The following is a 25,419-nucleotide window of genomic DNA, read 5'->3' on the forward strand; positions in this document are numbered from 1 at the left end:
TTGTCGAATCCGCGCGTCGAGGCATAAGCCTTTTGAGCAGCGCGGCGAGACCGCGCTGCATCTCCTCACACGTGCTTGCGGCCGCCGGTCTCGCGGAACCAGCTGTCGGGGTAGGGATACCACCAGTCCTGGATCGCCGGCTTGTGGTCGATGATGACCATTTTCGAGCGACGGAAGGCGTCAAGGCCTTGGCGTCCGAGTTCGCGGCCGAGTCCTGACGCCTTCCAGCCGCCGAAGGGCAAGGCGTCATTGTCGATCAGCGGGTTGTTGACCCAGACCATGCCGGCCTCGAGCCGCTCGGCCGCCTCATGCGCTTCGGCCAGGTCCGTGGTGAACACCGAGGCGCCGAGCCCGAACGGGCTGTCATTGGCAAGCCGGATCGCCTCGTCGAAATCCTTGACACGGCAGATGGCGGCGACCGGGCCAAAACACTCTTCGCGCACGATAGCCATGTCAGGCGTGACACCGGTTAGGATCGTCGGCTCGTAGAACCAGCCGGTGTTGTGCGCCGGCGGGATGCGCCCGCCGGTGACCGCCTTGGCGCCGTTGCGAATGGCGTCATCGACCAAGTGCATGACCTTGGCGCGAGCCGCCTCGCTGACCAGCGGGCCGATCTCGGTCTTGTCCATGCCGTTGCCGATGCGCAGCGCGCGTGTCCTTTCGGCGAACAATTCGACGAAGCGGTCATGCACGGCGTCGACGACGAAGAAGCGCTCGGCCGAGGTGCAGACCTGGCCGGTGAGGTGGAAGGCGGCGGTGACGCTGCCGGCCGCCGCGACGTCGAGCGGGGCGTGTTCGCTGATGATCAGCGGATCGCTGCCGCCGGCCTCGATGACGCAAGGCTTCATGCGTTCCGCGCAGGCCACTGCTACCGCCTTGCCGGCGGCGACCGAGCCGGTGAAGGCAACCGCGTGGGTGCGATCGGAAGCGATCAGCGCCTGGGCGGTCGCGGCCGCGCCGGGCAGGCAGGAGACCAGGCCTTCCGGCAGCGGACGGAACACGGTCATGTACTCCAGTGTCGACAGCGTCGTCGCCTCGGCCGGCTTGATGATGCAGGCATTGCCGGCGGCGAGCGAGGCGGCGACCGTCCAGCACATCAGCAGGATCGGAAAATTGTAGGGCATGATGTGGACGGAGACGCCGTAGGGCTCGTAGCGCGCATATTGGAACGAGCCGGCCTGCGTCGTGCCGGCGACCTTGCCGGCATCGTCGCGCGCCATCTCGGCATAGTAGCGGAAGATCGGCGCGCAATTGGCGATCTCGCCGATGGCTTCCGGATAGGGCTTGCCCATCTCGCGTACCATCAGTTCGGCGCAACGGGTGAAATCCGCCGCCTCGATGGCATTGGCGACGGCGTGCAGATGCTTTGCCCGGCTCTTGGCGTCGAGCTTTTTCCAGGTAGCTTGCGCATTGGTCGCGGCGGCGAGCACGGCTTCGATTTCGCCATCACTGGCCGCGGCGATGGCGCCGACAGTCTCCAGCGTTGCCGGATCGATCACTGCTTTGTTTGCACCGGCCATCGGCCGGTAGTCCGGATTGACGAAGAAGGTCGGCCGGTCAGGGGAGAAATGCATTTTCGTCCTCCTCCACGTGGGGAGCCTTTTTGAGAATTCGCCCTGCCGAGGCAGATGGCGTGGCTTTCGAGAACCGGAGCGCAGCGGACATTTAGTCCGTGAGCACCGGAAGCGCAGAAAGCCGCGTCAGGTGTCCGGCAGGGTAGAATTATCGGAAAGGCTCAGCGGATCATGTAGACCTTCTTGATGGTCTCATGGACGGTGCAGACGCCTTTCCAGTCCTGTGGGAAGAAGGCCGCCGTGTCGGGCTCGATCTCGATGACTTCACCGGATTCGTGCACATAGGTGCAGCGGCCTTCGAGGAAGTGGCAGAACTCGTCACGCGTGACGTGGCAGTGCCATTTGCCGGGGGTGCAGACCCACAGACCGCATTCGGAACGACCTTCCGGTCCCTTGTAGAGCAGCTTGCCCGAAGTGTGCGACTCACCCTCGATCATGGTCGGGATGACGCCCCAGTCGACGAGATCAGTGATGGCGAGCGGCGATTGCATGATGGGCGTGGTCATATCGATTTCCTTGAAAAAGTGCTCACCGGCACATGAAGGCTTTGGTCAGCGTTTGCGTGATGATGGAGATGCCGGTCCAGCCGGCGGGGAAGAACACGAGCGTGCCGGCCTCGACCGGAATCTCTTCGCCGTTCTCGTGGACATAGCTGCCGTGACCCGACAGGAAGTGGCAGAACTCGTCGGCGCCGAAGGTGACCTTGCGGGTGCCCGGCGTGCAGGACCACAGGCCGCATTCGCTCGACCCGTCCGGATTCTGCGACAGGATCTTGCCGGAGGCGCGCGGCGCGCCGGCAAGCGTGTTGCTGCCCGCGCCCCAGTCGTCCAGTTCCACGATTGAGGCCTTTGGCCAGTGCGGTGTCGGCATATCAGTTCCTCGGTCAGGCCAGCATGTAGACGTTGCGCATGGTCTCATGCACCGTGCACTCGCCCGTCCAGCCGGCGGGGAACATGACCACGGTCCCAGCCGACACTTCTATCACTTCGCCGACATCCGACCGGTAGGTCGCGCGGCCGGCGACGAAATGGCACAATTCGTCACGCGGGATCGAGAGCCGCCAGCGGCCCGGCGTGCACACCCAGATACCGGATTCCGGCTGGTTGTTCGGACCTTTGTGCACAAGCTTGCCGGTGGAATGCGAGGCGCCATCGAGCGCGTCGGGCTGGGCGCCCCAGTCGACGAGATCGGTGCGGATGGAAGCCTGGTGGAGGTGCGGGGCAGACGAGGTCATGGACGTGCTCCATGATCATGATGCTCAACTCCGATCTGTTGCCGCCCTACGAGGCCCCCCTCTGTCCTGCCGGCCATCTCCCCCTCAAGGGGGGAGATTGGCAGCTTTGGTTTCGGCGCCCCTTTTTCAGCGTTGGAAATCGGCGAAAGCGGTCGCGACATCCAATCTCCCCCCTTGAGGGGGAGATGGCCGGCAGGCCAGAGGGGGGTGCCTTGGCTCGACATCTCAAACATCGTGCTCACAGCAACGCCTCCAGCAAACCCGCGGCCTTCTCCTGCCCGTTCTGCGCATGCATCTGCGCCGAGGTCTTCGCCAGCTTCGCCTTCATCTTCGGGTCGGTCAGGCAGGTCTCGATCTTGGCGACCAGCTCGGCATCGGTCCAGTCGTAGCGCGGCATGCCGAAGCCGTGGCCGGTTTCCTCGACCCGGGTGGCGTTGTCGTGGCCGTCCCAGACATAGGGCATGATGATGGCGGGCTTGCCGAAATAGAGGCACTCGGTGAACGAGTTGTTGCCGCCATGGTGGATCACCGCATCGACCTGTGGGATCACCGAAGGCTGCGGGAACCAGCTCTCGACGATGACGTTGCCGGGCACATCCGTGTACTGATCCTTGTAGCCGCCGACATTGACCAGCGCGCGGTAGCGCGTCTTGTCTAGCGTGGCGATGATGCGCTTCAACAGCTCGACATCGCCGGCACCGAGGCTGCCGAAGGAGACATAGAGCAGCGGCCCGTCATTGTTTTTCGCGAAGGTCGGTACCGCATAAGGCTTCTCTTGCCGCACGCAGCCTTCGAGATACTGGAATTTCGCCGGGTCGAGCGGATGGCGGCGCTTGAATTTCGCCGCCTCGGGATAAAGCAGCAGGTTCAGATGGGGCGAGGCCTCGAAGAACTGGCCGATCGGATAGGGCGCCTCGTTGTTGGCCTTCAGGAAGGTGTTGAAGTCGTCATGGATCGGCTTGATCACCGCGTTGAAATGATCGCGATAGCGCTGATGCCCGGCATGGTCGTTCTCGCCGCAGCCGGAGAGATGCGGCGGGATGTCCTCGTCCTCGATCTCGTTTTCCGAGCAGGAGATAACGCGCACCCACGGCTTGCCGAACTGTTTGATGGCCGGGAACAGGATGACGTTGTCGACGCAGATGACATCAGGCTTGATGGCGGCCAGCACGCGCGGCAAATCCTTCTGCGCCCATTTGGCGCTGTCGACGATCGCCGTCCAGCAATCCTTCACGTAGTTGTCGACCTGGTCGTAGGGCGATTTGCGGAAGTTAGGGATGTGGCCGTTGATGAAATCCTCCCAGAACTTCGCCATCTGCTCGGGCGGCATCGGTTCGGAGAGGTTCACCGGATGCGCCTCGAAACCGTAGCCTCGGTAGACCTCGACGAAGCCGGGATCGGACAGGAACACGGCCTTGTGGCCGCGCGCCTCGACGGCTTGCGCGATGCCGACGGAATTGAGCGCCGGGCCGTAAGCGGCTTCTGGAAAAAACGCGATCGTCTTCTGCGCCATCAGGCTTCTCCTATTCTGCGAAAATTCTGACATCGGCGGCATCCCAGCCGAGTTCGACCTTGTCGCCTGACGAAACCGGCCTGCGGTCGGCGGCATCGGCAGTGACGCGCACCAGGAACGGTTTGGGCGACAAGGGCGTGCGGACATGCAGCTGCAGGTCCAGCCCTTGATAGGCCAACGCCTCGACCGTGCCGGTCGTGCGGTTGGCGGTCTGAGCCTCGGGAAACAGCCGGATGCGTTCGGGCCGCACCGAGGCGACCGCCGATGCGCCAGGTGTCAGCGCTGCGGGGACCTTGCCGGCAATGCGCGCGCCATTCGCGGCCACCACACCATCGGCCGACGCCTTGCCCGGTATGAAATTCATGACGCCGATGAAGTCGGCGACGAAACGGTCGGCCGGATGCTCGTAGACCGCGTGTGGCGTGTCGCATTGCAGCAGCTTGCCGTCTTTCAGCACCGCCATGCGGTCGGCCATCACAAGCGATTCTTCCTGGTCGTGGGTGACGATGATGAAGGTGATGCCGACCTCATGCTGCAGGCGCTTCAGCTCAAGCTGCATGGCGCCGCGCAGCTTCTTGTCGAGCGCGCCAAGCGGTTCGTCGAGCAGCAGCAGCCGGGGCCGTTTGACCAGGGCACGTGCCAAGGCGACGCGCTGCTTCTGGCCGCCCGACAATTGCTCCGGCTTGCGGTCGGCGAAAGGGACGAGTTCTGTGGTCGCCAGGATGGCGTCGACGCGGGAGCGGATTTCCTTAGCCGGCAGACGTTCCATTTCCAGGCCGTAGGAGACATTGGCGCGCACGCTCATATGCGGGAACAGCGCGTAGGACTGGAACATCAGATTGACCGGCCGCTTGTTGGGCGGGGCTTTGGCGATGTCCTTGCCGTCGAGCAGGATGCGGCCGTCGTTCGGCGTCTCGAAGCCGGCCAGCATGCGCAAGAGCGTGGTCTTGCCGCAGCCGGAGGGGCCGAGCAGCGCGAAGAACTCGTTCTCGCGGATATCGAGCGAGATGCCATCGACGGCGGTGACCCGGCCGAAAGTCTTCGACACATGATCGATGGCCAGCAGCGTGCGCGGTTCGCTCATTGGCCGATGATCCCCCGGTTGAGCCGCTGCGACAGGGTCAGCGCGGTGATCGAGACCGCCATGACGATGGTCGCCAGCGCGTTGATCTCCGGCGTGATGCCGAAGCGGATCATAGCGTAGATCTGCATCGGCAGCGTGGTCGAGGCGCGGCCGGCGCCTGATGTGAAGAAGGCGATGATGAACTCGTCGACCGACAGCGTGAAGGCAAGCAGGGCGCCGGCAATCACCGCCGGGAGGATCACCGGTAAGGTCACCCGCCGGAAGGTGGTGAGCGCGGAGGCGCCGAGATCGGCGGAGGCCTCGACGATCGACCAGTCGAAACTCTTCAGCCGGGCGCGCACCACCGAGCAGACGAAGGCGAGGTTGAAGACGACATGGGCAAGGATGATGGTGTGCAGGCCCATGGTCAGGTTGAGCATGGAAAAGAACGACAGCAATGCGATCGCCAGCACGATGTCGGGGATGATCATCGGCGCGAAGATCAGGGCTTCGAGGCCCTTGCCATATTGCCGGCGCATCTCGACGCCGATCGCCAGCAACGTGCCGAGCAAGGTGGCGATTGCGGTCGAGACCAGCGCCACGATCAGCGTGTTGAGCGCGGCGGACAGGATCGCGGAATTGTGGGCGAGCGAGACATACCATTTCAGCGAAAAGCCCGACCATGCCGTGGGCAAGCCGCCTTCATTGAAAGACAGTGCGACCAGCACGGCGATCGGGATGTAGAGGAAGGCGAAGACGAGGCCGAGCACCAGCCAAAGCGTGCGCCGCGTGGCAGGGGAGCGCTCAGCCATCGGCATCGCCTTTGGCCTCAGCCGCACGCCCCGCGGCGCGATCGGCGGCGAGCGCCTGTGCCATCAGCACCAGCAGCATGATGGCGATCAGCGCCATGGCGAGCGCCGCGCCGAACGGCCAGTCATTGGCGGTCAGGAACTGGTCGTAGACGAGATTGCCGATCATCTGGAAGCGGCCGCCGCCGAGCAGCGCCGGGGTGACGAAATTGCCGATCGACAATACGAAGACGAAGACCGCGCCGGCGGCGATGCCGGGCACGGTCAGCGGCAGGATGACACGGCGGAATGTGGTGGCGGCGGAAGCGCCGAGGTCGCGCGAGGCTTCGGCCAGTTCGGGGTTGAGGCGCGACAGCGGCGCGTAGCAGGCGAGGATGACGAAGGGCAGATAGTTGTAGACCAGGCCGGCGATGACGGCGCCTTCGGTGTAGAGCATCGAGGGCGGCTCGCCGGTATAGCCGACCCAGCGCAGCAACTGCGTGATCAGGCCCTCGCGGTTGAGCAGCACGATCCAGGCATAGGTGCGGATCAGGTAGTTGGACCAGAACGGCAGCACGGCGAAGAACAGGAACACCGGCTGCCACCGGCGCGGTGCCGCCGCGATGGCGTAGGCGGCGGCATAGCCGATCACCACCGCGATCAAGGTGGCGGTGCCGGCGATGCGTGCCGATTTGAGGAAGATGCCGGCATAGAGCGGGTCGAAGACCAGCCCGAAATTCTCCAGCGTGAAGGTGTAGTCGATGCCGCCATAGATGCCGCGCCGAAAGAAGGCGAGCGCGAGCACCAGCGCACACGGCACCACCATCAGCGCGGTCAACCAGACCAGCGCCGGGGCCATCAGGAGGGAAGAGCGGGATGGTCGCGTCAAGCGGCACCCCCCTCTGCCCTGCCGGGCCCGGCCCTTCGCTTTCGCTCCGGGCGTTCGTCATTCGGAAAGCCAAGCAATTGGCTTTCCGTCCGCTGCGCGGACCACGCCTCACCCCCCTCAAGGGGGGAGATTAGCAGCTTTGGCGTTGCGGTCATCCTCAAGCATTGGAGGTTAGCGAAGGCGATGCCACAGCCAATCTCCCCCCTTGAGGGGGAGATGGCCGGCAGGCCAGAGGGGGGCGACACGGAACGCAAGCTTAATTCCAGGATGCCGTTGGAACAGTCCTTACTGCGCGGCCTTGATCTCGCTGACGATCTTGGAATAGTCGCGCTGGGCTTCGCCGACGTCACGTAGCTGTTCGAACTTGACGAGGTCGGCCACAGGCATCGCCATGTTGGGGAATTTGGCCAGGAAATCGGCCGGCAGGCTTTCCATCGCCGGCTTGTTCGGCACCTTGTAGTCGATGTTCTGTGCCGCCCAGGCGTGGTTCTTGGCGTCGAGCATGAAGTTGATGAACTTGAAGGCGTCGTCCTTGTGCTCGGACGCCTTCATCACCACCATCGTGTCGACCCAGAGGTCCGAGCCTTCCTTCGGGATGACGTATTTGATCTCCGGCTTCTCGGCGATGCCGTAATTGCACCAGCCGTCCCAGGCCTGCACCATCAGCGCCTCGCCGGACACCAGCTTGGAATAGAAGGTGGTGTCGTCATAGGCGAGCAGGGTCTTCTTGGCCGAAATCAGCAGGTCCTTGACCTCGGCCATCTTGGCCGGATCGGTCTCGTTGACGGAAAAGCCCTTGTCGAGCTGGCCGGCGGCCAGCAGCCAGCGATCGGTCGCCAGCATGGTGGTCTTGCCCTTCAGTGCGTCGGAAGGCGCGAGCAGGTCGCTCCAGCTCGTCGGCGCCGTCTTGACGAGGTCCGAGCGGTAGCAGAGGCCGGTCGTGCCCCAGGTGTAGGGCACGGAGAAGTTGTTGCCGACATCGTGCGGCAGTTTGGTCGCTTCCGGGTAGAGGTTGGCGAGATTGGGGATCTTGGCGTGGTCCACCGGCTCGGTCAGGCCGAGCTTGTTCAGCACCTCGGCGAAGGGCGAGGAGACGAAGACAACGTCATAGCCCTTGCCGCCGGCGGCAATCAGCTTGCCCATGATCTCCTCATTGGTGGCGTGCACCACCACTTCGCCGGAGACGCCGGTCGCGGTCTTGAACGCGGCCATGGCATCGGGCGCCATGTAGCCGTCCCAGTTGGAAATGACGAGGCCGGCGGCCATCGCCGGCGCAGACAGCGTCAGGGCAAGGCCGAGAGCGATTGAAGATAGCTTGAGCGCACGGCGCCGCGGGCTGGTAGCGGTCATGGCAGACTCCCATTCCGGTTGATCGTCGAATTCTGTGCTGGACCGGCGCGACTGATGCCGCTGCCTTCGATCCTGTTCCCTCGGTCTTTTTCTCGCCGATTGCGCAGACAGTACTATTGCAGAAAAAAGTACGTCAATCCATAATTTGTCGAGCGACCCAGGAATCTGGGCGACCGAGGAATCTGGCCGATTGCGTCCGCGAGGCCGATCGGTCAAACCTTAACGGCCACGTCCGCCCACCGAGACCACATATGCAAGCCGCAGCCCGACGACCTCGCACCAACCATCTCGATCTGGCGCAGCGCATCCTGGATGTGGCGCGCCAGCGCGGCTTCGAACCTGGCGCGCGCCTGCCCGAACAGCAGATCGCCTCGCTGTGCAATGTCTCGCGCACGCCGGTGCGGGCCGCGCTCAGCCTGCTGGCGGAGCGCGGCGTCGTGCGCTGGGAGGCCGATACCGGTTATCACCTGGCGATCGACCTCGCCGCGCAGCCGGCCATTGCCACCGAGCTTCCCAGCGCGGAGGAAGACGAACTCGCCGAGGCGATCCTGCGCGACCGCTCGGCGCGCAGGCTGGACCAGACGGTGACCGCCGCCGGGCTGATGCGGCGGTACAGTGCCGAGCGCAAGACGGTACTAAAGGCACTTAATAAACTGACCGAAGAGAATCTGCTGGACCGTGCGCCCGGCCAGTCCTGGCTTTTCCGGCGCACGCCCGATGATCCCGAGGCGCAAGGCGAAAGCTATGAATTCCGCTTGCTGCTGGAGCCGGCGGCGATCCTGACGCCGGGCTTCCGGCTGGACGGCGCGCGGGCGGCCGCGTTGCGCCAGGGCATGGACGCTTTGTCGGCACTGCCGGATGCCGCGTTCGACACGCGCGAGTTCCAGCGGCTGGACATGGATTTCCACGGCATGATCGCCGAGGGCTGCGCCAACCGTTTCATCGCCGACGCGCTGGCGGATCATCTCCGCCTGCGCCGGCTGCCGGGCATCTATGCCGGCGTCAATGTCTTCCGGCTGCGGCAATCCTTGCTGGAACATCTGAACATACTCGACCATCTCGAAAGCCGGCAGTATGAGGTGGCTGCCGATCTGCTTCGCATCCACCTGCGGCTCTCCCGCAACCAGCGACCGCAAGCGGCGAGCCGCGGGGCGCCCGCCCTGTTCGGCATGATCAGCCGGCCGGAATGAAGAGGATTAATTGACGCGCAAAGCCAGCCCGACCATCGCGCTGTTTCCCGAAGCCAGCTTCGGCGCCGCGTTGAATTGCGTCGGCATCGCGCAGGCCTTGCGGGCGCGGGGCGCCCGGCCCGTCTTCATCTGCCATGCCGGTTTCTCCGGCGTCTTTGCCGACTACGGTTTCCAGGAATACCAGCTGCCGACCGACGAGCCGCTGAGCGACAGCGAGCGCCAGAGCTACTGGCAGGCCTTCGTGCGCCGGCACCTGCCGCATTTTAGGCTCAGCCCGATCGACCAGCTCGAAACCTATGTCGCGCCGACCTGGCAGGCGATCGTCGACACGGCGGTCAATGCCGAGGCGCCGCTGCGCCAATTGCTGGCGCGACTGAAGCCGGACGCGGTGGTGCTCGACAATGTCATCATGTTCCCGGCGATCGCCGCCGCCGGCTGCCCCTGGGTGCGCGTCGTCTCCTGCGCCGAGACCGAGTTGCCCGACGCGGAAGTACCGCCCTACCTCTCAGGGATGGCTGCCGACGATCCGCAACGCGGGGCGTTCGAGGCCCGCTATCTCTCTGCCTCGGCGCCGGCGCATGACCGCTTCAACCGTTTTCGCGGGGATGCCGGCCTGGCACCATTACCCAAGGGCCTGTTCCTCGAAAGCTCGCCCGACCTCAACCTGCTGCTGACGCCGGCGATCGTGCGGCGCGAGCGCGCCGAGCCACTCGACCCCGAACGCTTCGTCTATCTCGAAGGTTGTGTGCGCTCGGAAGGGCCGTTCGAGGTGCCGGTGTTTCCGCGCAACAAGGGGCCGCTGGTCTATGTCGCTTTCGGCAGCCTTGGCGCCATGGATGTCGGGCTGATCGAGCGCATGCTTGCCGTTTTCGACAGGCTGCCGGCGCGCTTCATTGTCAATGTCGGCGGCCTGCGCGATGCCTATCGGGCGGTTCCCGACAATGTCTATCTCGACGCCTGGTTTCCACAGCCCTCCGTGGTGGCGAAGTCCGACCTGTTCATCCACCATGGCGGCAACAACAGCTTTTGCGAGGCGCTGCGCTTCGGCGTGCCGTCGCTGATCATGCCCTATTGCTGGGACGGTCACGACAATGCGCGCCGCGCCGAAGAGACCGGCACCGGCGACCATATCGGCCGTGACGGCTGGACCGAAGGAGTATTGGAGAGAGCCATTCTCGGCCTGTTGGCCGACGACGCCATGCGCGCCCGCCTGAGGGACAATGCAGCCCAGATGGCGCTGAAACCCGGAACGGACGTGGCCGCGCAAGCCATACTCTCTCTGATACGGACTTGAACGAAATGCTCGATAAGAACACGAACACCGCGACCAACGATCCCAAAGCCTGGCTGGCCCAGCACGGAATCAACGAGGTCGAATGCCTGGTGCCCGACATGAACGGCGTGCTGCGCGGCAAGGCGTTGCCGGCCGCCAAATTCCTCAAGGCGCTGGAAGACCACGCGCTCTATTTGCCGAGCAGCGCCTTCCTGGTCAGCATCGATGGCCGCTATTCCGGCTCGATCGACGAGGGCTTTGCCTATTCGGACCCGGATATGCGCATGGTGCCTGACGTCTCGACGCTGTGCCTGGCGCCGGGCGCCGGGGCGGGGAAGGCCTATGTTTTCGCCGACGCTTTCCACATGGACGGCAGGCCGTGGATGGCCTCGCCGCGCCATGTGCTGCGCGCCGTGCTCGATCTCTACCGCCAGCGCGGCTGGCGTGCGGTGGTGGCGCCGGAGGTCGAATTCTATCTCACCGCGCCCAACCCCGATCCGGACAAGCCGCTGACCGCGCCGGTCGGCGCCAATGGCCGCGCCGAGGGCGTGCAGCATCCCTATGACATGGCGGCGCTGGAAGAATTCGAGCCGGTGATCAGGCGCGTCTATGATTATGCCGCGGCCGCCGGGCTGCCGCTCGACACGCTGATCCATGAATCGGGCACGGCGCAGCTGGAGATCAATCTCCTGCATGGCGATGCGCTGCCGCTGGCCGACCAGGTGCTTTTGTTCAAGCGGCTGACGCGCCAGGCCGCGCAGCAATGCGGCATGCACGCCACCTTCATGGCCAAGCCGATCGCGGCGCAGGCGGGAAGCTCGATGCACCTGCACATGTCTGTCATCGATGAGGCGGGCAACGCGCTGTTTGCCAGCGCCGACGACGCCGACACCGAGATGTTCGGCCATTTTATCGGCGGCCTGCAGAAATACGTGCCGGAGATCATGCCGCTGTTCGCGCCCAACGTGAATTCGTTCCGCCGTATAAGGCCGAACCACAGCGCGCCGGCCAACATCGAATGGTCGCACGACAACCGCTCCTGTGGCCTGCGCGTGCCGGCCGGTGGCCGCTCGGCGCGACGTGTGGAGAACCGACTGCCGGGCGCGGATTCCAATCCCTATCTGGCGATCGCCGGATCGCTGCTTGCCGGCTATCTCGGCGTCGAGCAGAAACTGGCGCGCTCGGCGGAAGCCACGGGCAATGCCTACAAGATCAAGAGCACGCTGCCGAAAACCATGGAGGAGGCGCTCGACCGCTTCACGGCTTGCGAGCCGATGCGCAAGCTGCTCGGCGAGGATTTCTTCCAGACCTATCTGCGCGTCAAGAGCGTCGAGCTCGACCTGTTCCAGAGCGTGGTGACGAGCTGGGAACGCGATCATTTGCTGCTGAAGGTGTGATCATGGCATCTTCAACGGGTTTCAATTCCGGTCTCGATATCGGCAAATCCTACTATGTCGCCACCGCCAATCCGGCGCCGGACCATCCGGCGCTTGACGGCGATGTCGAAGCCGACCTGGTCGTCGTCGGCGGCGGCTGCACCGGCCTGTCCGCCGCCCTGCACGCCGCCGAGCGCGGCCTGAAGGTGGTGCTGCTCGAAGGCGGCAAGATCGGCTGGGGGGCCTCGGGGCGCAATGGCGGCCAGATGATCCCCGGCCTGCGCAAGGGCGCCAAGGGCCTGGTCAAGCTCTACGGGCCGGAGCGGGCGAAGGTGCTGTTCGACCTTGCCTTCGAAGCACGCGGCCTGGTGCTCGGCATCATCGAGCGCCATGCCATCGATTGCGACCTGAGACTCACCGGCCATCTGGTCGGCGCGGTCAACGGCTCCGATCTTAAAGACCTCGAGGACGAAGCAAAGTGCCTCGAGAGCGTGATGAAATTCCGTGACGTCGAGATCCTGTCGGCCGCGGACGCACGCGCCAAGGTCGACACGCCCTATCGTGGCGCTATGTACGAGCCGCTTGGCGGCCACATGCATCCGCTGAACTACACACTCGGCCTTGCCCGCGCAGCCGCGGCCGCCGGCGTCGTCATCCACGAGAATTCGGTGGCGGTGAAGCTGGAGCGCGAGCCTTCGATACGGGTCTCGACGGCCAAGGGTTCGGTGCGGGCCAAGCATATCGTGTTGGCGGGCGACGCGCTGCTGCATGGGCTGGAGCCGCGCGTCAACAGCCGCATCATGCCGGTCGGCAACTACATCGTCGCCACCGAGCCGCTGGAGGGCAAACGCAACGTCATCCCGGCCAATGTCGCGGTGTCGGACACACGCTTCGTCGTCAATTACTACCGCATGTCGGCGGATGGGCGGCTGCTGTTCGGTGGCGGCGAGCGCTACACGCCATCGCCGCCGGCCGATATTGCCGGCTTCGTGCGGCCGCACATGGAAGCGACGTTTCCGCAGCTCAAGGGTTGCCGCATCGATCACGCCTGGGGCGGGCTGGTGTCGGTGACGACATCCAGGCTGCCGCATGTCGGGCACTATGGCGAGGTCTATTTCGCGCACGGCTATTCCGGCAAGGGCGTCATCCTGTCGACGCTCTCGGGCAAGCTTTTGGCCGAAGCGATTGCCGGGGATGCTTCACGGCTCGATCTGTTCTCGACGCTGACCCCGATGCCATTCCCCGGCGGCACGGCGCTACGCGGACCGCTCTATGTGCTGGGCATGCTGTGGTACGCGATGCGGGATCGCATCAAGCATTGAGGTCGCGAGAAGCGACCTAGACCACGAAGAAATCCTCGATGCGCTGCCTGGCCTCAAGCAACGCCGGCAGGATTTCCCGTTCCATCTCCGCGACCGAAAATCGCGCCGACTGGGTCGAGACGTTGATGGCCGCGACCGTGCTGCCAGCGCGGTCGCGGATCGGCACGGCGATGGAGCGCAGTCCAAGCTCCAGTTCCTCGTCGACGATCACAAAGCCGTTCGCCTTCGCCTTGCCGATGGCCTCGGCCAGCGGCCTGATGTCGGTGATCGTCTTCGGCGTCCGTTTCTCGATGGTCGCCTGGCGCAGGAATTTGTCGAGGTCCTCTGGCGCCAGGCCGGCGAGCAGCATGCGGCCCATCGAGGTGCAATAGGCCGGCAGTCTGGTGCCGATATCGAGCGACACGCTGAGGATGCGGCGGCCGGGAATGCGGGCGACATAGACGACATCCTGACCCGACAGGATCGCCGCCGAGCAGGCCTCGTTCAGTTGTGCCGCAACGGTCCGCATGATCGGCGCGGCGAAGCTCCACAGCGAGCCGCCGCCGAGCCATGTGCGGGCGACGGTCAGCAGGCGCGGCGACAGCGAGAACATACGGCCGTCCTGAGTGGCATAGCCTGATGCGACAAGCGTCAGCAGGAAGCGGCGGGCGCCGGCACGGGTCAGGCCGGCCTCCTCGGCCATTTCGGTCAGAGTCATGCCGGAGGAGTGGCGGGCGAGGATCTCCATCACGGCAAGGCCGCGCTCCAGCGAGCCGACATGGTCACGGGAAGCAGCCTCTTCGTCCATTTCACCTCCGCCAAAACGGTATCGTCGCCAGGATTGACTCCGCACCATAGGATAGCTTAGAAAGTATCCTATGTAAAACAAATGTTCGCAATACGAACTTTTTGAATCCGGAGCCCGATCGATGGTCAAGTTCCTGCCGCTCAAACAGGCCGTGGCCGAGAATTTGAACAATGGCGACGCCGTCGCTTTCGAAGGCTTCACCCATCTGATCCCGACGGCGGCAGCGCATGAGGCGATCCGCCAGGGGTTTCGCGACCTGACCCTGATCCGCATGACGCCGGACCTGATCTACGACCAGATGATCGGCATGGGCATGGCGAAGAAAATCATCTTCTCCTATGTCGGCAATCCCGGCGTCGGCCTGCTGCGGCGCGCGCGCGATGCCATAGAGAACGGTTTTCCCCGGTCGATCGAGGTCGAGGAGCACAGCCATGCCGGCATGGCCAATGCCTATGAGGCTGGCGCGGCCGGACTGCCCTGCGCCGTGTTCCGCGGTTATCGCGGCGCTGGCCTTGCCACGGTCAATCCCAACATCAAGTCGGTCACATGTCCGTTCACCGGCGAGGTGCTGGCGGCCGTGCCTTCGATCCGGCCCGATGTCACCTTCATCCATGCGCAGAAGGCCGACAAAAAAGGCAATGTGCTGGTCGAGGGCATTATCGGCATCCAGAAGGAAGCCGTGCTGGCGGCCAAGCGCGCCGTGGTGACGGTCGAGGAAGTGGTCGACAATTTCGACGATCTGCACCCCAATCTGACCGTGCTGCCGCGCTGGACGATCGCGGCGATCTCCGTCGTGCCGGGCGGTTCGCACCCGTCCTACGCGCATGGCTATTATGCGCGCGACAACGCCGCCTATCTCGAATGGGACGAGATCGCCGCCGACCGCGAAAAATTCCTGACCTGGATTCAGGCGAATGTCATTGAGAAGAACGCCGATGACTTCGCGGCCCGGGTCGACCATCTGAGGAAAGCGGCATGAGCGACAATCAGAACCCTTTGGGCTTCACCCCCAACGAGATGATGACCATCGCCGCCAGCCGCGCGCTGCGGAATGACGATGTCTGCTTCGTCGGCATTGGCGCGCCGTCCGCCGCCTGCAATGTGGCGCGGCTGACGCATGCGCCCGACATCACGCTGATCTATGAGAGCGGAACGATCGGCACGGCGCCCGACGTGCTGCCGCTGTCGATCGGCGATGGCGAATTGTGCGAGACCGCCGTCACCACCGTCGCGGTGCCGGAAATGTTCCGCTACTGGCTGCAGGGCGGCCGCATCTCGATCGGCTTCCTCGGCGCGGCACAACTCGACAAGTTCGGCAACATCAACACCACGGTGATCGGCGACTATTTCCATCCCAAGACCAGGCTGCCCGGCGGCGGCGGCGCACCGGAGATCGCGACCTCGTCGAAGGAGATCTACATCACCATGGCGCAGACCAAGCGCGGCATGGTCGAAAAGATCGACTTCTTCACCTCCTTCGGCCATGGCGAGGGCGGCGATCACCGCCAGCGGCTTGGCATCGACACCGCCGGTCCGACGCTGCTGATCACCGACCTTGCCATCTGGAAGCCGGATCCGGTGACCAAGGAATTCACCGTCGTGTCGCTGCATCCCGGCGTCACCCGCCAGCAGGTGCAGGAGAGCTGTGGCTGGGTGGTTAAGTTCGCCGAGGCGCTTGACGAAACACCGGCGCCAAGCGAACTCGAACTCAATACATTGCGCGACCTGCAGGCCCGCACCAAGGCGGCGCATGAGGGAACCGGAAAAGCAAAGGCTGCATGACATGGCCGAGGCCTATATTTGCGACTATATCCGCACGCCGATCGGCCGCTTCGGCGGTTCGCTGTCTTCGGTGCGCGCGGACGATCTCGGCGCTATCCCGCTGAAGGCTTTGGTCGAGCGCAATGCCGGCATCGACTGGCAGGCGGTGGACGACGTCGTCTATGGCTGCGCCAACCAGGCCGGCGAGGACAACCGCAACGTGGCGCGTATGGCGCTGCTCCTGGCCGGCCTGCCGAAGGAAATCCCGGGTTCGACCGTCAACCGGCTGTGCGGGTCGGGCATGGATGCGCTGACCATCGCCGCGCGCGCCATCAAGGCCGGCGAGGCGGAGCTGATGATTGCCGGCGGCGTCGAATCGATGAGCCGGGCGCCCTTTGTCATGCCCAAGGCCGACACGGCGTTTTCGCGCAATGCCGAGATCTACGACACCACCATTGGCTGGCGCTTCGTCAATCCCCTGATGAAAAAGCAGTACGGCGTCGATTCGATGCCCGAAACCGGCGAGAATGTCGCCGAGGATTTTTCCGTCTCGCGCGCAGACCAGGACGCTTTCGCGGTGCGCAGCCAGGACAAGGCGGTCGCAGCACAGGCCAATGGCAGGCTGGCGAAGGAGATCACCGCGGTGACCATCCCGCAACGCAAGGGCGATGCGGTGGTGGTTTCGAAAGACGAGCATCCCCGGGCCGGCACCACGGTGGAGGCGCTGGCCAAATTGCCGACGCCGTTCCGGCAAGGTGGCACGGTGACCGCCGGCAATGCCTCCGGCGTCAATGACGGCGCGGCGGCGCTGATCGTTGCTTCGGAAGCGGCGGTGAAGACATACGGCCTGACGCCGATCGCCCGCATTCTCGGTGGCGCTGCCGCCGGCGTTGCGCCGCGCATCATGGGGATCGGCCCGGCGCCGGCGACGCAAAAACTGTGCGCGCGGCTTGGCCTGACGCCGCAACAGTTCGACGTCATCGAGCTCAACGAAGCCTTCGCCTCGCAAGGCATCGCCGTGTTGCGCCAGCTCGGCATTGCCGAGGATGCTGAGCACGTCAACCCGAATGGCGGCGCCATCGCACTCGGCCATCCCTTGGGCATGTCGGGCGCGCGTATCTCCGGCACGGCGGCGCTGGAGCTTCGTGAGCGCGGCGGCCGCTATGCGCTGGCGACGATGTGCATCGGCGTCGGCCAGGGCATCGCCATCGCGCTCGAACGGGCCTGAGCAAAGACCCTTTCTTGGTTGGCCAGATCGGAGATCTGATCAGGTCCACCAAATTTGACCATGTGGACAAAAGTCCACACCCGTTCCATAGTTCCCCGTCTGACATTTCTAGGAACAGCCGGCTCGACACGGCTGTCGAACAGAGGGGAATGCAATGGAAAACCGGAAGAACAAATTTTCGTCGACACGCGAAGGGATTTCGCGGCGCAACGTGCTGGAGCTCGGCGCGCTTGGCCTGGCTGCCGCGATGCTGCCGGGCGCGGCTTTCGCCAAGGACAAGAAGCTGAAAGTGGCGGCGATCTTCGCCACGCCGATAGAGGAGCCATGGGACAACCAGATCCATGTCGCCTTGCAGAAGGCGCAGAAGGAACTCGGCATCGACTACAAATGGTCCGAGAAGGTGCAGACCGCCGACTTCAGCCGCGTCATGCGCGAATATGCGCAAGGCGGCTATCAGCTGGTGCTGGGCGATGCCTTCGCCGCCGAGCGTGAATCGCGCCGCACGGCCAAGCAGTTCCCGAAGACCGCCTTCCTGTTCGGCTCCGGCGCTGGGCCGGCGGAACCCAATTTCGGCGTCTTCGACAACTGGATCCATGAGCCCGCCTACCTCTCCGGCATGATCGCCGGCAAGATGTCGAAGTCGGGCACGGTTGGTGCGGTCGCGGCGATGGGCATTCCGGAAGTGAACCGTCTGGTCAACGCCTTCTTCGCCGGCGCCAAGGAGGTCAATCCGAACGTCAAGAAGAAGGTCGCCTTCATCGGTTCCTTCTTCGATCCGCCGAAGGCCAAGGAAGCCGCGGTCGCGCAGATCGACGCCGGCGTCGACGTCATCTATGCCGAGCGCTTCGGCGTCATCGAGGCGGCGGTCGAGAAGAAGATCCTCGCCATCTCCAACATGTCGGACCAGTCGAGCCTCGGCCCCGACACGGTCATCACCGGCCCGGTGTGGGACATGTACCCAACGGTCGAACAGGCGATCAAGCTGGTCAAGGCCGGCGTCTACACCGCGCAGGACTATGGCGATTTCTCGCGCATGGCCAAGGGTGGCTCCTATCTCGCCCCCTACCACAAGTTCGACAAGACGCTGCCTGCGGAGGTCAAGGATCTGGTCGAGAAGAAGAAGGCCGAGATTCTTGAGGGCAATTTCCGCGTCGACGTGGATGAGAACACGCCGGTTTCGGATTGAGTTCTTTACCCTCCCCCTTGTGGGGAGGGTCGATCCGCGAAGCGGATCGGGGTGGGGGTCTTCAGCGCCGCACCCCCACCCCGTCTCGCAATCTCCGCTTCGCTGCGAGTGCGAGCCGACCCTCCCCACAAGGGGGAGGGTGAGGAGCTGCTTCAACGCCACCTCTCAACGGGAAATGCCCCCTTGCCGACGCCCGCCCCACTCATCGAAATGCGTGGCATCACCAAGAGCTTTGGCGCCGTCAAGGCGAACGAGGCTGTTGACCTCAGCGTCGCGCCCGGTGAAATCCTCGGCCTGCTGGGCGAGAACGGCGCCGGCAAGACGACGCTGATGAACGTGTTGTTCGGCGCCTATGCGCCGGATGCCGGTGAGATACTCATCCAGGGCAAGAAGGTGCGGATCACCAGTTCGGCCGATGCGCTGGCCGCCGGCATCGGCATGGTGCACCAGCATTTTCATCTGGCGCCACGGCTCACCGTGCTGGAAAACCTGCTGATCGGCATCCCGGGCAAATCGGGACGGATCGATCGCGCCGGCGGGCTGGCGCGGCTGGCTGAAATCGGCCGCCAGCATGGGCTGACGCTCGATCCCGACCTGGCGGTCTCGGCGCTGTCGGTCGGCGAGCAGCAGCGGCTCGAAATCGTCAAGGCGTTGTTTCGCGGCGCGAAGCTCCTGATACTCGACGAGCCGACGGCGGTGTTGGCGCCGAGCGAGGTCGACGGTCTGTTCTCGGCACTGCGCTCGATGGCGGCCCAGGGCCTCGGCATCATCTTCATCTCGCACAAGCTCAACGAGGTGCGTGCGCTGACGCATCGCTGCACGGTGCTGCGGCTTGGCCGCGTCGCCGGCCGCGTCGCCGATCCGGCCAACACGACGTCGGCCGCCATGGCTGAGCTGATGTGCGGCCACGAGATCGTACCGCCGGCAAGGGGGCCATCGACACCAGGGGCGGCGGTGCTGACGCTCGACGGCATTTCCACGTCAAAGCATGCGGGCATGGTGCTGCGCGACGTCTCGCTTGCCGTCCGTGCCGGCGAAATCCTCGGCATTGCCGGCGTGTCGGGCAATGGCCAGCGGGCGCTGGCGGAGGTTATCTCCGGCGTGCGTGCGCCCGATGCCGGCCGGATGACGATCGCCGGCCAGAAGGTCACGCGGTTCTCGCCGCGCGAGGTGCAGGCGCTTGGTCTCGGCCGTATCCCGGAAGACCGCATGACGACGGGTCTGGTGACCAATTTGCCGCTCGCCGATTCCATGGTGCTGCCGCGCATTGGCACCGCCGCCTTCAGTAGCAAAGGCCTGCTCAAGCCCGATGCGATCCGCGCCTTTGCCGAAGAACAGATCAAGGCCTATGATATCAGATGTCCCGGGCCGATGACGCGTGCCGGGGCGCTGTCGGGCGGCAACCTGCAGAAGGCGCTTTTGGCGCGCGAGCTCGCCTTCGATCCGAAGGTGCTGATCGTTTCGCAGCCGACGCGCGGCCTCGACATCGGTGCCGCCCGTTTCATCCATGAAAAGTTCCTCGACATGCGGGCCAACGGCTGCGGCATCATCGTCATCGGCGAGGATCTGGAAGAGCTGCTGGTGCTCTGCGACCGGATCGCGGTGATGTATGAGGGCCGCATCGTCGGCACGCTCGACAGCACTGACGCGACGATCGCGCGGCTCGGCCTGCTGATGACCGGGGCGGAGGGGCACGGTTGATGTTTCGCCTGGAAGTCCGCACCTCGACGCCGACTTGGTTCAATCTCGCTTTGCCGTTGGTGGCGATCGCGGCGACGCTTGTGCTGTGCAGCGGCCTGATCGCGCTGGCGGGTGCGGGCGTGCTCGAATCCTACGGCGTGATGTTCACGGCTTCGCTCGGCGACAGCTACGCAATCACTGAAACGCTGGTGCGCGCCGCACCGATGATCTTCACCGGGCTGGCGGTCGCCGTCGCCTTCCGCGCAAAATTCTGGAACATCGGCGCCGAGGGGCAATTGCTGGCCGGTGCGGTCGCCAGCTGTTTTGTCGGCGCCATACCAATGCCGGGGCTGCTCGCCATGCTGTTGATGGCCGTGGCGGGTGCAACTGCCGGTGCCGCCGTTGCGCTGGTGCCGGCGACGCTGCGGGTCAAATTCAAAGTCGACGATGTCGTCAGTTCGCTGCTGCTCAACTCGGTCATCTACTATGCGCTGATGGCGCTGATCGAGGGGCCGTGGAAAGATAGTTTCAGCGGCTATCCGATCTCGCCGCCGATCGAGGATTCGGCCAATTTCCCGGTGCTGATCGAAGGCACGCGACTGCATCTCGGCGTCATCGTGGCGCTGATCGCCGCACCGTTGATCTGGTTCCTGATCGCGCGCACGACGCTCGGCTTCAGGATCAGGGTCACCGGCGAAAATCCGGAAGCCGCCCGCTATGGCGGCATCCACGTCGAGCGTGTGCTGCTCTCGACCGCGCTGCTGTCCGGCGCGCTGGCGGGGCTTGCCGGCGTCGGCGAAGTCGGCGGCGTGCATTTCCAGGTGATGAGCGACATTTCGCCGGGCTACGGCTATTCCGGCATCGTCGTCGCCATGCTGGCGCGACTCAATCCGCTCGGTGTCGTGCCGGCGGCGATCTTCCTTGCCGCCGTGATGACCGGCGCCGAGGCGATGTCGCGGGCGACCGGCGTGCCGGCTTTCCTCAGCGACGTCATCCAGGGCACCGCACTGCTCGCCATGCTGGTCGCGCTGCTGTTCACCGCCTATCGCATCCGCCGCGTTGGACCAGCATCATGAGCGTGGTGTTCGAACAGATCTTCCAGGTTGGTTTCCTGGCCGCCATCATCCGCATCGCCACGCCGCTGGCCTTCGCCACGCTGGGCGAGATGTTTTCCGAGCGGGCAGGCGTACTCAATCTCGGCATCGAAGGCATCATGCTGCTCTGCGCCATGACCGGCTTCACCGCCACCAGCCTCAGCGGCAGCCTGTGGCTCGGCGTGCTGGTGGCGGTGCTGACCGGCATGCTGATGGGCGCGCTGCATGCGCTGTTCACGGTGGCGCTGGGCCTGAGCCAGCATGTCTGCGGCATCGGCGTCACGCTGTTTTCGTCGGGCCTTGCCTATTTCCTCTACCGGTTGATCTTCGGCCAGCAATCGGTGCCGCCGAGCATCAAGGGTTTTCAGACGCTGCCGATACCCATCCTGTCCGACATTCCGGTGCTCGGGCCGGCTGTGTTCAACCAGTTCGCGCTGGTCTACATGGCGATCCTGGCCATCCCGCTCGCCGCCTTCGTGCTTTACCGCACGCCCTGGGGCCTGTCGGTGCGCATGGTCGGCGAGAACCCGCGCGCAGCGGACTCCGCCGGCGTCAGCGTCATTGCCACACGCTTCCAGGCCGTCATCCTCGGCGGTGCGCTGATGGGACTGGCCGGCGCCTTCCTGTCGATGGCACAGTTCAACGCCTTCACCTTCGGCGTCGTCTCCGGTCGCGGCTGGGTGGCTATCGCGCTGGTCGTGTTCGGCCGCTGGGATCCGTGGCGCTCGGCGGGTGCCGCGCTGCTGTTCGCCTTCGTCGATGCCTTGCAATTGCGCATGCAGGCGAGCGGGCTCGGGCATATCCCTTACGAAGCGTTCCTGATGCTGCCCTTCATCTTTACCATCGTTGCGATGGCGGTGATGTCGCGCAACGCGGTGGCGCCGTCGGCGTTGTTGAAGCCGTTTCGTAGGGAAGAGCGGTAGAGGGCTTGGGCTTCCTCGCCCCCGCCATGGGCGGGGGAGAGGTGGCCGCGAAGCGGTCGGAGAGGGGGCCGGCGCCGACGGTTGGAAGGGATTTCTTGAAATCTACTCTCGGACAGGATTGCGCCATCCCCCTCTCCGTCTCGGCTTCGCCGAGCCACCTCTCCCCCACTCCCGTGGGGGCGAGGAAAAGGCCTCACATCGCCGTAAAGCCATTGTCCACGAACAGATGCGCGCCGTTGACGAAGCTGGACTCGTCGCTCGCCAAATACAGCGCCGCCTTCGCCACCTCTTCCGGCTCGCCGATGCGCCCCTGCTGCGCCGCCAGCGCGGCATCTGACACATCGACACCGAGCTTGCCCAAATCGGCGACCTCGCGCAGGCCGTGTGGCGTGCGGATGAAGCCGGGGCAGACGGCGTTGCAGCGGATGTTGCGGTCGCGGAACTCCACCGCGATGGCGCGGGCGAACATGTGGCAGGCGCCCTTGGTGGTGTCGTAGAGCACCTCGTTCGGTGTCGCCGCCACCGCCGAGATCGACGAGGTGCAGACGATCGAGCCGCCGCCGGCCGCGATCATGCCGGGCAGCACGGCACGCGTCATCAGGAACATCGAGCGGACATTGACGGCATGCAGCCAGTCCCATTCCTGCACCGTCGTCTCCAGGAATGGCTTTATCACGATGGTGCCGGCATGGTTGAACAGCACCGTGACCGGCCCGAGTTTTTCCGCCGCGCCCTTCACCGCCGCCTGAACCTGCGCTTCGTCGGATACGTCGGCGACGAAATGCTCGGCTGTGTGTCCGCGCGCGCGGATCGCCGCTGCGGTGGCGGCGGCCGCATCGCCGTTGCGGTCGATGATCGCTACCTTGGCGCCTTCCGCCGCGAACAGTTCCGAGGCTGCCCCGCCCATACCCGTCGCGCCGCCCGAGATGATGGCGACCTTGCCGGCCAGTCTTTCGCCCATTTTGTTCCCCTGTTCGACCCATTTCGCTTTTTGCTTGTTGGGTGATGCTATCGCGCCCGCACCAGGCAGCCAATGGGCGAATTGGGTGCAGCGGAAACAAGGACATAGGTCCATTCGGCCGCGCCTGAGAGCAAGGCCAATGGCCCGCCGATCGATCGCGCGACAGGCGATCCCAGCAATTGGTGACCAATTTAACATCAAAAATGAGAAAATTATTCTGCCTATCGCTCAAAAATAGCAATCGACAAAGTCTACAAGTTTTATAGATTAACCAGCGAGACGGAGGTCGATATGTCCTATATCCAGAACGCTCAGACTGACAGCAGCGGCCAGAGGCTGGCCAATGCCCAGACCTTTCGCCCGGCCTATGCCGGAGCGTTCGCCTATCTCGTCTTTGCCCTTGCGTTCGTGTTCACCGGGGCCGTCGTTCTGGGCCTCATTCCCTAAGGCACAGGATCGACAGGGGTTAGTTGCCCCGCTGTATCAAGGCAATCGGAGTTGAATGAACCGGATCCCGGTGCGTTTGCGCGCGGCCGTGTTTCGAATTTCACCGCATCCATGATTCCAGCGATGGAGGAGATGACAATGCCGATCGAATTCACCCATGTCCCCGGCAAGACCGCCGATGCCGCCGTTCCCTTCTTCTACGACTTCGCCGAGACCGCGACCAAGCTCGGGCTGATCGAGGATGGCGGCTTCCAGAAGATCGTCGTCGACGATCCGGCCGGGCTGCTGACCAATATGGATCTTGGTGCCCAGGTGCTCAATCGCACCGCGTCACTGGAAGTCGTTTTGACCCATTGGGCCGGCGTGATCGACCCGACGGTGGCTGCGCGCCAGTTGGCGTCGATCGACAGGGAGAGCGGCGGACGGCTGGCGCTCAGGATGATCAGCGAGCCGTTGAACGACGACGACGCCGAGACACGGCCGGTCGGGCATGGCGTCATCTGGCAGCGCATCGACGAATATCTGGTGCTTTTGAAGCGGCTGTGGTCGAACGACCGGCCTTTCGATCACGAAGGCGCCTTCTACAGCATCAAGGGCGGTTACGTGCCGCGCAAAGGCCCGCACGGCGCGGACCTGACCATCCGCATGGGTGGACAGTCTGGAACGGCGCTGAAAGTGGCCGGCCGGCATGCCGATGTCTTCGAACTGGCGCCGGGCTCGATCGACGAGGTCCGGCAGCTGATGGAGCGGGTGCGTGGCGCCGCGGCCGAACATGGCCGGGCCGGCAAGCTGCGCTTCGCGCTTCCGGTGCGGATTCACCCAGGCGCTTCGGCCGCCGGCCACAAGGCGGTCGACCTGTCCGGGCCGCCGGCCCAGGTCGCTTTGTCGCTGCTTGCCTATGCCGGGCTCGGGATCGATGAGTTCATGATCGTCGGCGTTGACACGCCGCGCGAGATCGCGACAGTCGGCCGCGAAACGATCGCCCTGCTGCGCAATTCGCTGGCGCGCCGCGAACAGGATGCCTTCCAGCCGGGGGCCTATGCGCCTCGCTCCGGGCTGGAGACGCTGGCAGCAGGCTGAAGCCGATCAATCGTCCGCGTGACGCCTGCCGCCAAGCCGCGACAGGCCGTCGATGACGGCGGCTGAATCGGCTAACACGCCGAAGACACCGTCCTCGACCGTCACCATGTGAAGCGCCGCCTCGTGGGCTTGTCTGTCGCCGCTGGCGCAGGCATCCGAGATCGTCAGGCACTGGAAATTGCGGTCGCAGGCCTCGCGCAGCGTGGTGTGGACGCAAACGTCGGTCGTGCAGCCGGAAAACATCAGATGCGTGATGCCTTGCGCGCGCAGCACGAGCTCGAAATCCGTATAGGTGAAGGCGCTGTTGCAGGTCTTGTCGACGATGATGTCATCGGGCGCGACATCGATCTCCGGGACGATCTGGAACCCCGCGCCCGAGCGCAGCAATACATCGGTGCCGTCGAGATCGGAGCGCTTGCGGCGCCATTTCTCGTAAGGCGTCATGTCGGCCATGTCGGCGCGATAGCCCTGCCTGGTGTGGATGATCCTCACCCCGGCCCTGCGCGCGGCTGATATCAGCCGGTTCACCGTCGGCAGGATCGCCCGCAGCGGCGAGGGGTCATATCCCTTTCGGGCGAAGTAGCCCGTGGTCGACAGGAAATCCTGCTGCAGGTCGATGACGACAAGTGCGGTGTTTTCGGCCACCAGCCTGCCGTCATAGGGGTAGTCGAAGGGTGTTGCCCTGATCATCGATGGTTCC

At 64.6% G+C, this 25,419-nt stretch carries 25 protein-coding genes; 13 read left to right on the forward strand and 12 right to left on the reverse strand.

Features of this window, described 5'->3' with window-relative positions; translation table 11 throughout:
* Positions 1-65 precede the first annotated feature (65 nt).
* From JN279_RS05840 to JN279_RS05880, 9 genes are all read right to left on the reverse strand, one after another.
* Positions 66-1,574: an aldehyde dehydrogenase family protein gene (locus JN279_RS05840; protein WP_202352262.1), complete on the reverse strand. Its 1,509-nt coding sequence runs from the start codon at positions 1,572-1,574 to the stop codon at positions 66-68.
* A gap of 161 nt (positions 1,575-1,735) precedes the next feature.
* A complete protein-coding gene (locus JN279_RS05845) occupies positions 1,736-2,080 on the reverse strand; it encodes a cupin domain-containing protein (RefSeq protein ID WP_027059488.1) in 345 nt (114 codons plus the stop codon).
* A gap of 22 nt (positions 2,081-2,102) precedes the next feature.
* Positions 2,103-2,444: a cupin domain-containing protein gene (locus tag JN279_RS05850; RefSeq protein WP_096451544.1), complete on the reverse strand. Its 342-nt coding sequence runs from the start codon at positions 2,442-2,444 to the stop codon at positions 2,103-2,105.
* A 13-nt stretch (positions 2,445-2,457) separates the two neighbouring features.
* Entirely contained in the window at positions 2,458-2,808 is a 351-nt protein-coding gene (locus JN279_RS05855) for a cupin domain-containing protein (protein ID WP_202352263.1), read from the reverse strand.
* Positions 2,809-3,046: 238 nt separating this feature from the next.
* Complete coding sequence (locus JN279_RS05860) at positions 3,047-4,321, reverse strand: glycosyltransferase (protein WP_202352264.1); 1,275 nt, start codon at positions 4,319-4,321, stop codon at positions 3,047-3,049.
* Between the two features lie 10 nt (positions 4,322-4,331).
* A complete protein-coding gene (locus JN279_RS05865; protein ID WP_202352265.1) occupies positions 4,332-5,405 on the reverse strand; it encodes an ABC transporter ATP-binding protein in 1,074 nt (357 codons plus the stop codon).
* On the reverse strand, positions 5,402-6,196 hold the full coding sequence (locus JN279_RS05870) for an ABC transporter permease (protein ID WP_202352266.1): 795 nt from the start codon (positions 6,194-6,196) through the stop codon (positions 5,402-5,404). The genes JN279_RS05865 and JN279_RS05870 overlap by 4 nt, the downstream gene beginning before the upstream one ends.
* A complete protein-coding gene (locus tag JN279_RS05875) occupies positions 6,189-7,031 on the reverse strand; it encodes an ABC transporter permease (protein ID WP_202353653.1) in 843 nt (280 codons plus the stop codon). The genes JN279_RS05870 and JN279_RS05875 overlap by 8 nt, the downstream gene beginning before the upstream one ends.
* 315 nt (positions 7,032-7,346) lie before the next feature.
* Positions 7,347-8,411, reverse strand: coding sequence for a polyamine ABC transporter substrate-binding protein (locus JN279_RS05880; protein ID WP_202352267.1), 1,065 nt, complete (start codon positions 8,409-8,411; stop codon positions 7,347-7,349).
* A gap of 251 nt (positions 8,412-8,662) precedes the next feature.
* On the opposite strand from JN279_RS05880, the gene JN279_RS05885 reads away from it, so the two are divergent.
* The 4 genes from JN279_RS05885 to JN279_RS05900 are packed head-to-tail and all read left to right on the forward strand — an operon-like array spanning position 8,663 to position 13,572.
* Complete coding sequence (locus tag JN279_RS05885; RefSeq protein WP_202352268.1) at positions 8,663-9,601, forward strand: GntR family transcriptional regulator; 939 nt, start codon at positions 8,663-8,665, stop codon at positions 9,599-9,601.
* 10 nt (positions 9,602-9,611) lie between these two features.
* On the forward strand, positions 9,612-10,895 hold the full coding sequence (locus JN279_RS05890) for a glycosyltransferase (RefSeq protein WP_202352269.1): 1,284 nt from the start codon (positions 9,612-9,614) through the stop codon (positions 10,893-10,895).
* A 5-nt stretch (positions 10,896-10,900) separates the two neighbouring features.
* The gene (locus tag JN279_RS05895) at positions 10,901-12,271 is read left to right on the forward strand and encodes a glutamine synthetase family protein (protein ID WP_202352270.1); all 1,371 of its coding nucleotides are present in this window, start codon (positions 10,901-10,903) and stop codon (positions 12,269-12,271) included.
* Positions 12,272-12,273: 2 nt separating this feature from the next.
* The gene (locus JN279_RS05900) at positions 12,274-13,572 is read left to right on the forward strand and encodes an NAD(P)/FAD-dependent oxidoreductase (protein ID WP_202352271.1); all 1,299 of its coding nucleotides are present in this window, start codon (positions 12,274-12,276) and stop codon (positions 13,570-13,572) included.
* Positions 13,573-13,588: 16 nt separating this feature from the next.
* On the opposite strand, the gene JN279_RS05905 is transcribed toward JN279_RS05900, so the two are convergent.
* A complete protein-coding gene (locus JN279_RS05905) occupies positions 13,589-14,359 on the reverse strand; it encodes an IclR family transcriptional regulator (RefSeq protein ID WP_202352272.1) in 771 nt (256 codons plus the stop codon).
* A 121-nt stretch (positions 14,360-14,480) separates the two neighbouring features.
* Between JN279_RS05905 and JN279_RS05910 the strand changes: the two genes are divergently transcribed.
* The 7 genes from JN279_RS05910 to JN279_RS05940 all read left to right on the forward strand — a co-directional run bounded on the left by JN279_RS05910 (position 14,481) and on the right by JN279_RS05940 (position 22,231).
* Positions 14,481-15,338 (forward strand): CoA transferase subunit A, encoded by an 858-nt coding sequence (locus JN279_RS05910; protein ID WP_202352273.1) that lies wholly within the window; start codon positions 14,481-14,483, stop codon positions 15,336-15,338.
* Positions 15,335-16,141 carry a CoA-transferase subunit beta gene (locus tag JN279_RS05915; RefSeq protein WP_202352274.1) on the forward strand — a complete coding sequence of 269 codons (807 nt, stop codon included), beginning with the start codon at positions 15,335-15,337 and terminating at the stop codon, positions 16,139-16,141. Before JN279_RS05910 ends, JN279_RS05915 begins: the two co-directional genes overlap by 4 nt.
* A gap of 1 nt (position 16,142) precedes the next feature.
* Entirely contained in the window at positions 16,143-17,348 is a 1,206-nt protein-coding gene (gene pcaF, locus JN279_RS05920) for a 3-oxoadipyl-CoA thiolase (protein ID WP_202353654.1), read from the forward strand.
* A 154-nt stretch (positions 17,349-17,502) separates the two neighbouring features.
* A complete protein-coding gene (locus JN279_RS05925) occupies positions 17,503-18,534 on the forward strand; it encodes a BMP family protein (protein WP_096451516.1) in 1,032 nt (343 codons plus the stop codon).
* A 210-nt stretch (positions 18,535-18,744) separates the two neighbouring features.
* Complete coding sequence (locus tag JN279_RS05930) at positions 18,745-20,235, forward strand: ABC transporter ATP-binding protein (protein WP_202353655.1); 1,491 nt, start codon at positions 18,745-18,747, stop codon at positions 20,233-20,235.
* A complete protein-coding gene (locus JN279_RS05935) occupies positions 20,235-21,290 on the forward strand; it encodes an ABC transporter permease (protein ID WP_202352275.1) in 1,056 nt (351 codons plus the stop codon). The genes JN279_RS05930 and JN279_RS05935 overlap by 1 nt, the downstream gene beginning before the upstream one ends.
* On the forward strand, positions 21,287-22,231 hold the full coding sequence (locus JN279_RS05940; protein ID WP_202352276.1) for an ABC transporter permease: 945 nt from the start codon (positions 21,287-21,289) through the stop codon (positions 22,229-22,231). The genes JN279_RS05935 and JN279_RS05940 overlap by 4 nt, the downstream gene beginning before the upstream one ends.
* Positions 22,232-22,424: 193 nt before the next feature.
* Here JN279_RS05940 and JN279_RS05945 read toward each other — a convergent pair whose 3' ends face one another.
* The gene (locus JN279_RS05945; RefSeq protein ID WP_202352277.1) at positions 22,425-23,192 is read right to left on the reverse strand and encodes an SDR family NAD(P)-dependent oxidoreductase; all 768 of its coding nucleotides are present in this window, start codon (positions 23,190-23,192) and stop codon (positions 22,425-22,427) included.
* 291 nt (positions 23,193-23,483) lie between these two features.
* Here JN279_RS05945 and JN279_RS05950 point away from each other — a divergent pair, with 291 nt between their 5' ends.
* Positions 23,484-23,639: a hypothetical protein gene (locus JN279_RS05950; protein WP_010912229.1), complete on the forward strand. Its 156-nt coding sequence runs from the start codon at positions 23,484-23,486 to the stop codon at positions 23,637-23,639.
* A 138-nt stretch (positions 23,640-23,777) separates the two neighbouring features.
* Positions 23,778-24,719, forward strand: coding sequence for an LLM class flavin-dependent oxidoreductase (locus JN279_RS05955; protein ID WP_202352278.1), 942 nt, complete (start codon positions 23,778-23,780; stop codon positions 24,717-24,719).
* A gap of 6 nt (positions 24,720-24,725) precedes the next feature.
* Here the strand turns inward: JN279_RS05955 and JN279_RS05960 are convergent, their stop codons facing one another.
* A complete protein-coding gene (locus JN279_RS05960) occupies positions 24,726-25,409 on the reverse strand; it encodes a cysteine hydrolase family protein (RefSeq protein ID WP_202352279.1) in 684 nt (227 codons plus the stop codon).
* Positions 25,410-25,419: the final 10 nt, after the last annotated feature.

This window comes from Mesorhizobium sp. 113-1-2, assembly GCF_016756475.1.
In the GTDB taxonomy this organism is placed as follows: domain Bacteria; phylum Pseudomonadota; class Alphaproteobacteria; order Rhizobiales; family Rhizobiaceae; genus Mesorhizobium; species Mesorhizobium loti_C.

Bases quoted from the DNA above. Each gene is read 5' to 3' on its own strand.
- JN279_RS05840 (WP_202352262.1), bottom strand. From the start codon at position 1,574: ATGCATTTCTCCCCTGACCGGCCGACCTTCTTCGTCAATCCGGACTAC.
- JN279_RS05845 (WP_027059488.1), bottom strand. From the start codon at position 2,080: ATGACCACGCCCATCATGCAATCGCCGCTCGCCATCACTGATCTCGTC.
- JN279_RS05850 (WP_096451544.1), bottom strand. From the start codon at position 2,444: ATGCCGACACCGCACTGGCCAAAGGCCTCAATCGTGGAACTGGACGAC.
- JN279_RS05855 (WP_202352263.1), bottom strand. From the start codon at position 2,808: ATGACCTCGTCTGCCCCGCACCTCCACCAGGCTTCCATCCGCACCGAT.
- JN279_RS05860 (WP_202352264.1), bottom strand. From the start codon at position 4,321: ATGGCGCAGAAGACGATCGCGTTTTTTCCAGAAGCCGCTTACGGCCCG.
- JN279_RS05865 (WP_202352265.1), bottom strand. From the start codon at position 5,405: ATGAGCGAACCGCGCACGCTGCTGGCCATCGATCATGTGTCGAAGACT.
- JN279_RS05870 (WP_202352266.1), bottom strand. From the start codon at position 6,196: ATGGCTGAGCGCTCCCCTGCCACGCGGCGCACGCTTTGGCTGGTGCTC.
- JN279_RS05875 (WP_202353653.1), bottom strand. From the start codon at position 7,031: ATGGCCCCGGCGCTGGTCTGGTTGACCGCGCTGATGGTGGTGCCGTGT.
- JN279_RS05880 (WP_202352267.1), bottom strand. From the start codon at position 8,411: ATGACCGCTACCAGCCCGCGGCGCCGTGCGCTCAAGCTATCTTCAATC.
- JN279_RS05885 (WP_202352268.1), top strand. From the start codon at position 8,663: ATGCAAGCCGCAGCCCGACGACCTCGCACCAACCATCTCGATCTGGCG.
- JN279_RS05895 (WP_202352270.1), top strand. From the start codon at position 10,901: ATGCTCGATAAGAACACGAACACCGCGACCAACGATCCCAAAGCCTGG.
- JN279_RS05900 (WP_202352271.1), top strand. From the start codon at position 12,274: ATGGCATCTTCAACGGGTTTCAATTCCGGTCTCGATATCGGCAAATCC.
- JN279_RS05905 (WP_202352272.1), bottom strand. From the start codon at position 14,359: ATGGACGAAGAGGCTGCTTCCCGTGACCATGTCGGCTCGCTGGAGCGC.
- JN279_RS05910 (WP_202352273.1), top strand. From the start codon at position 14,481: ATGGTCAAGTTCCTGCCGCTCAAACAGGCCGTGGCCGAGAATTTGAAC.
- JN279_RS05915 (WP_202352274.1), top strand. From the start codon at position 15,335: ATGAGCGACAATCAGAACCCTTTGGGCTTCACCCCCAACGAGATGATG.
- pcaF (WP_202353654.1), top strand. From the start codon at position 16,143: ATGGCCGAGGCCTATATTTGCGACTATATCCGCACGCCGATCGGCCGC.
- JN279_RS05925 (WP_096451516.1), top strand. From the start codon at position 17,503: ATGGAAAACCGGAAGAACAAATTTTCGTCGACACGCGAAGGGATTTCG.
- JN279_RS05930 (WP_202353655.1), top strand. From the start codon at position 18,745: ATGCGTGGCATCACCAAGAGCTTTGGCGCCGTCAAGGCGAACGAGGCT.
- JN279_RS05935 (WP_202352275.1), top strand. From the start codon at position 20,235: ATGTTTCGCCTGGAAGTCCGCACCTCGACGCCGACTTGGTTCAATCTC.
- JN279_RS05940 (WP_202352276.1), top strand. From the start codon at position 21,287: ATGAGCGTGGTGTTCGAACAGATCTTCCAGGTTGGTTTCCTGGCCGCC.
- JN279_RS05945 (WP_202352277.1), bottom strand. From the start codon at position 23,192: ATGGGCGAAAGACTGGCCGGCAAGGTCGCCATCATCTCGGGCGGCGCG.
- JN279_RS05950 (WP_010912229.1), top strand. From the start codon at position 23,484: ATGTCCTATATCCAGAACGCTCAGACTGACAGCAGCGGCCAGAGGCTG.
- JN279_RS05955 (WP_202352278.1), top strand. From the start codon at position 23,778: ATGCCGATCGAATTCACCCATGTCCCCGGCAAGACCGCCGATGCCGCC.
- JN279_RS05960 (WP_202352279.1), bottom strand. From the start codon at position 25,409: ATGATCAGGGCAACACCCTTCGACTACCCCTATGACGGCAGGCTGGTG.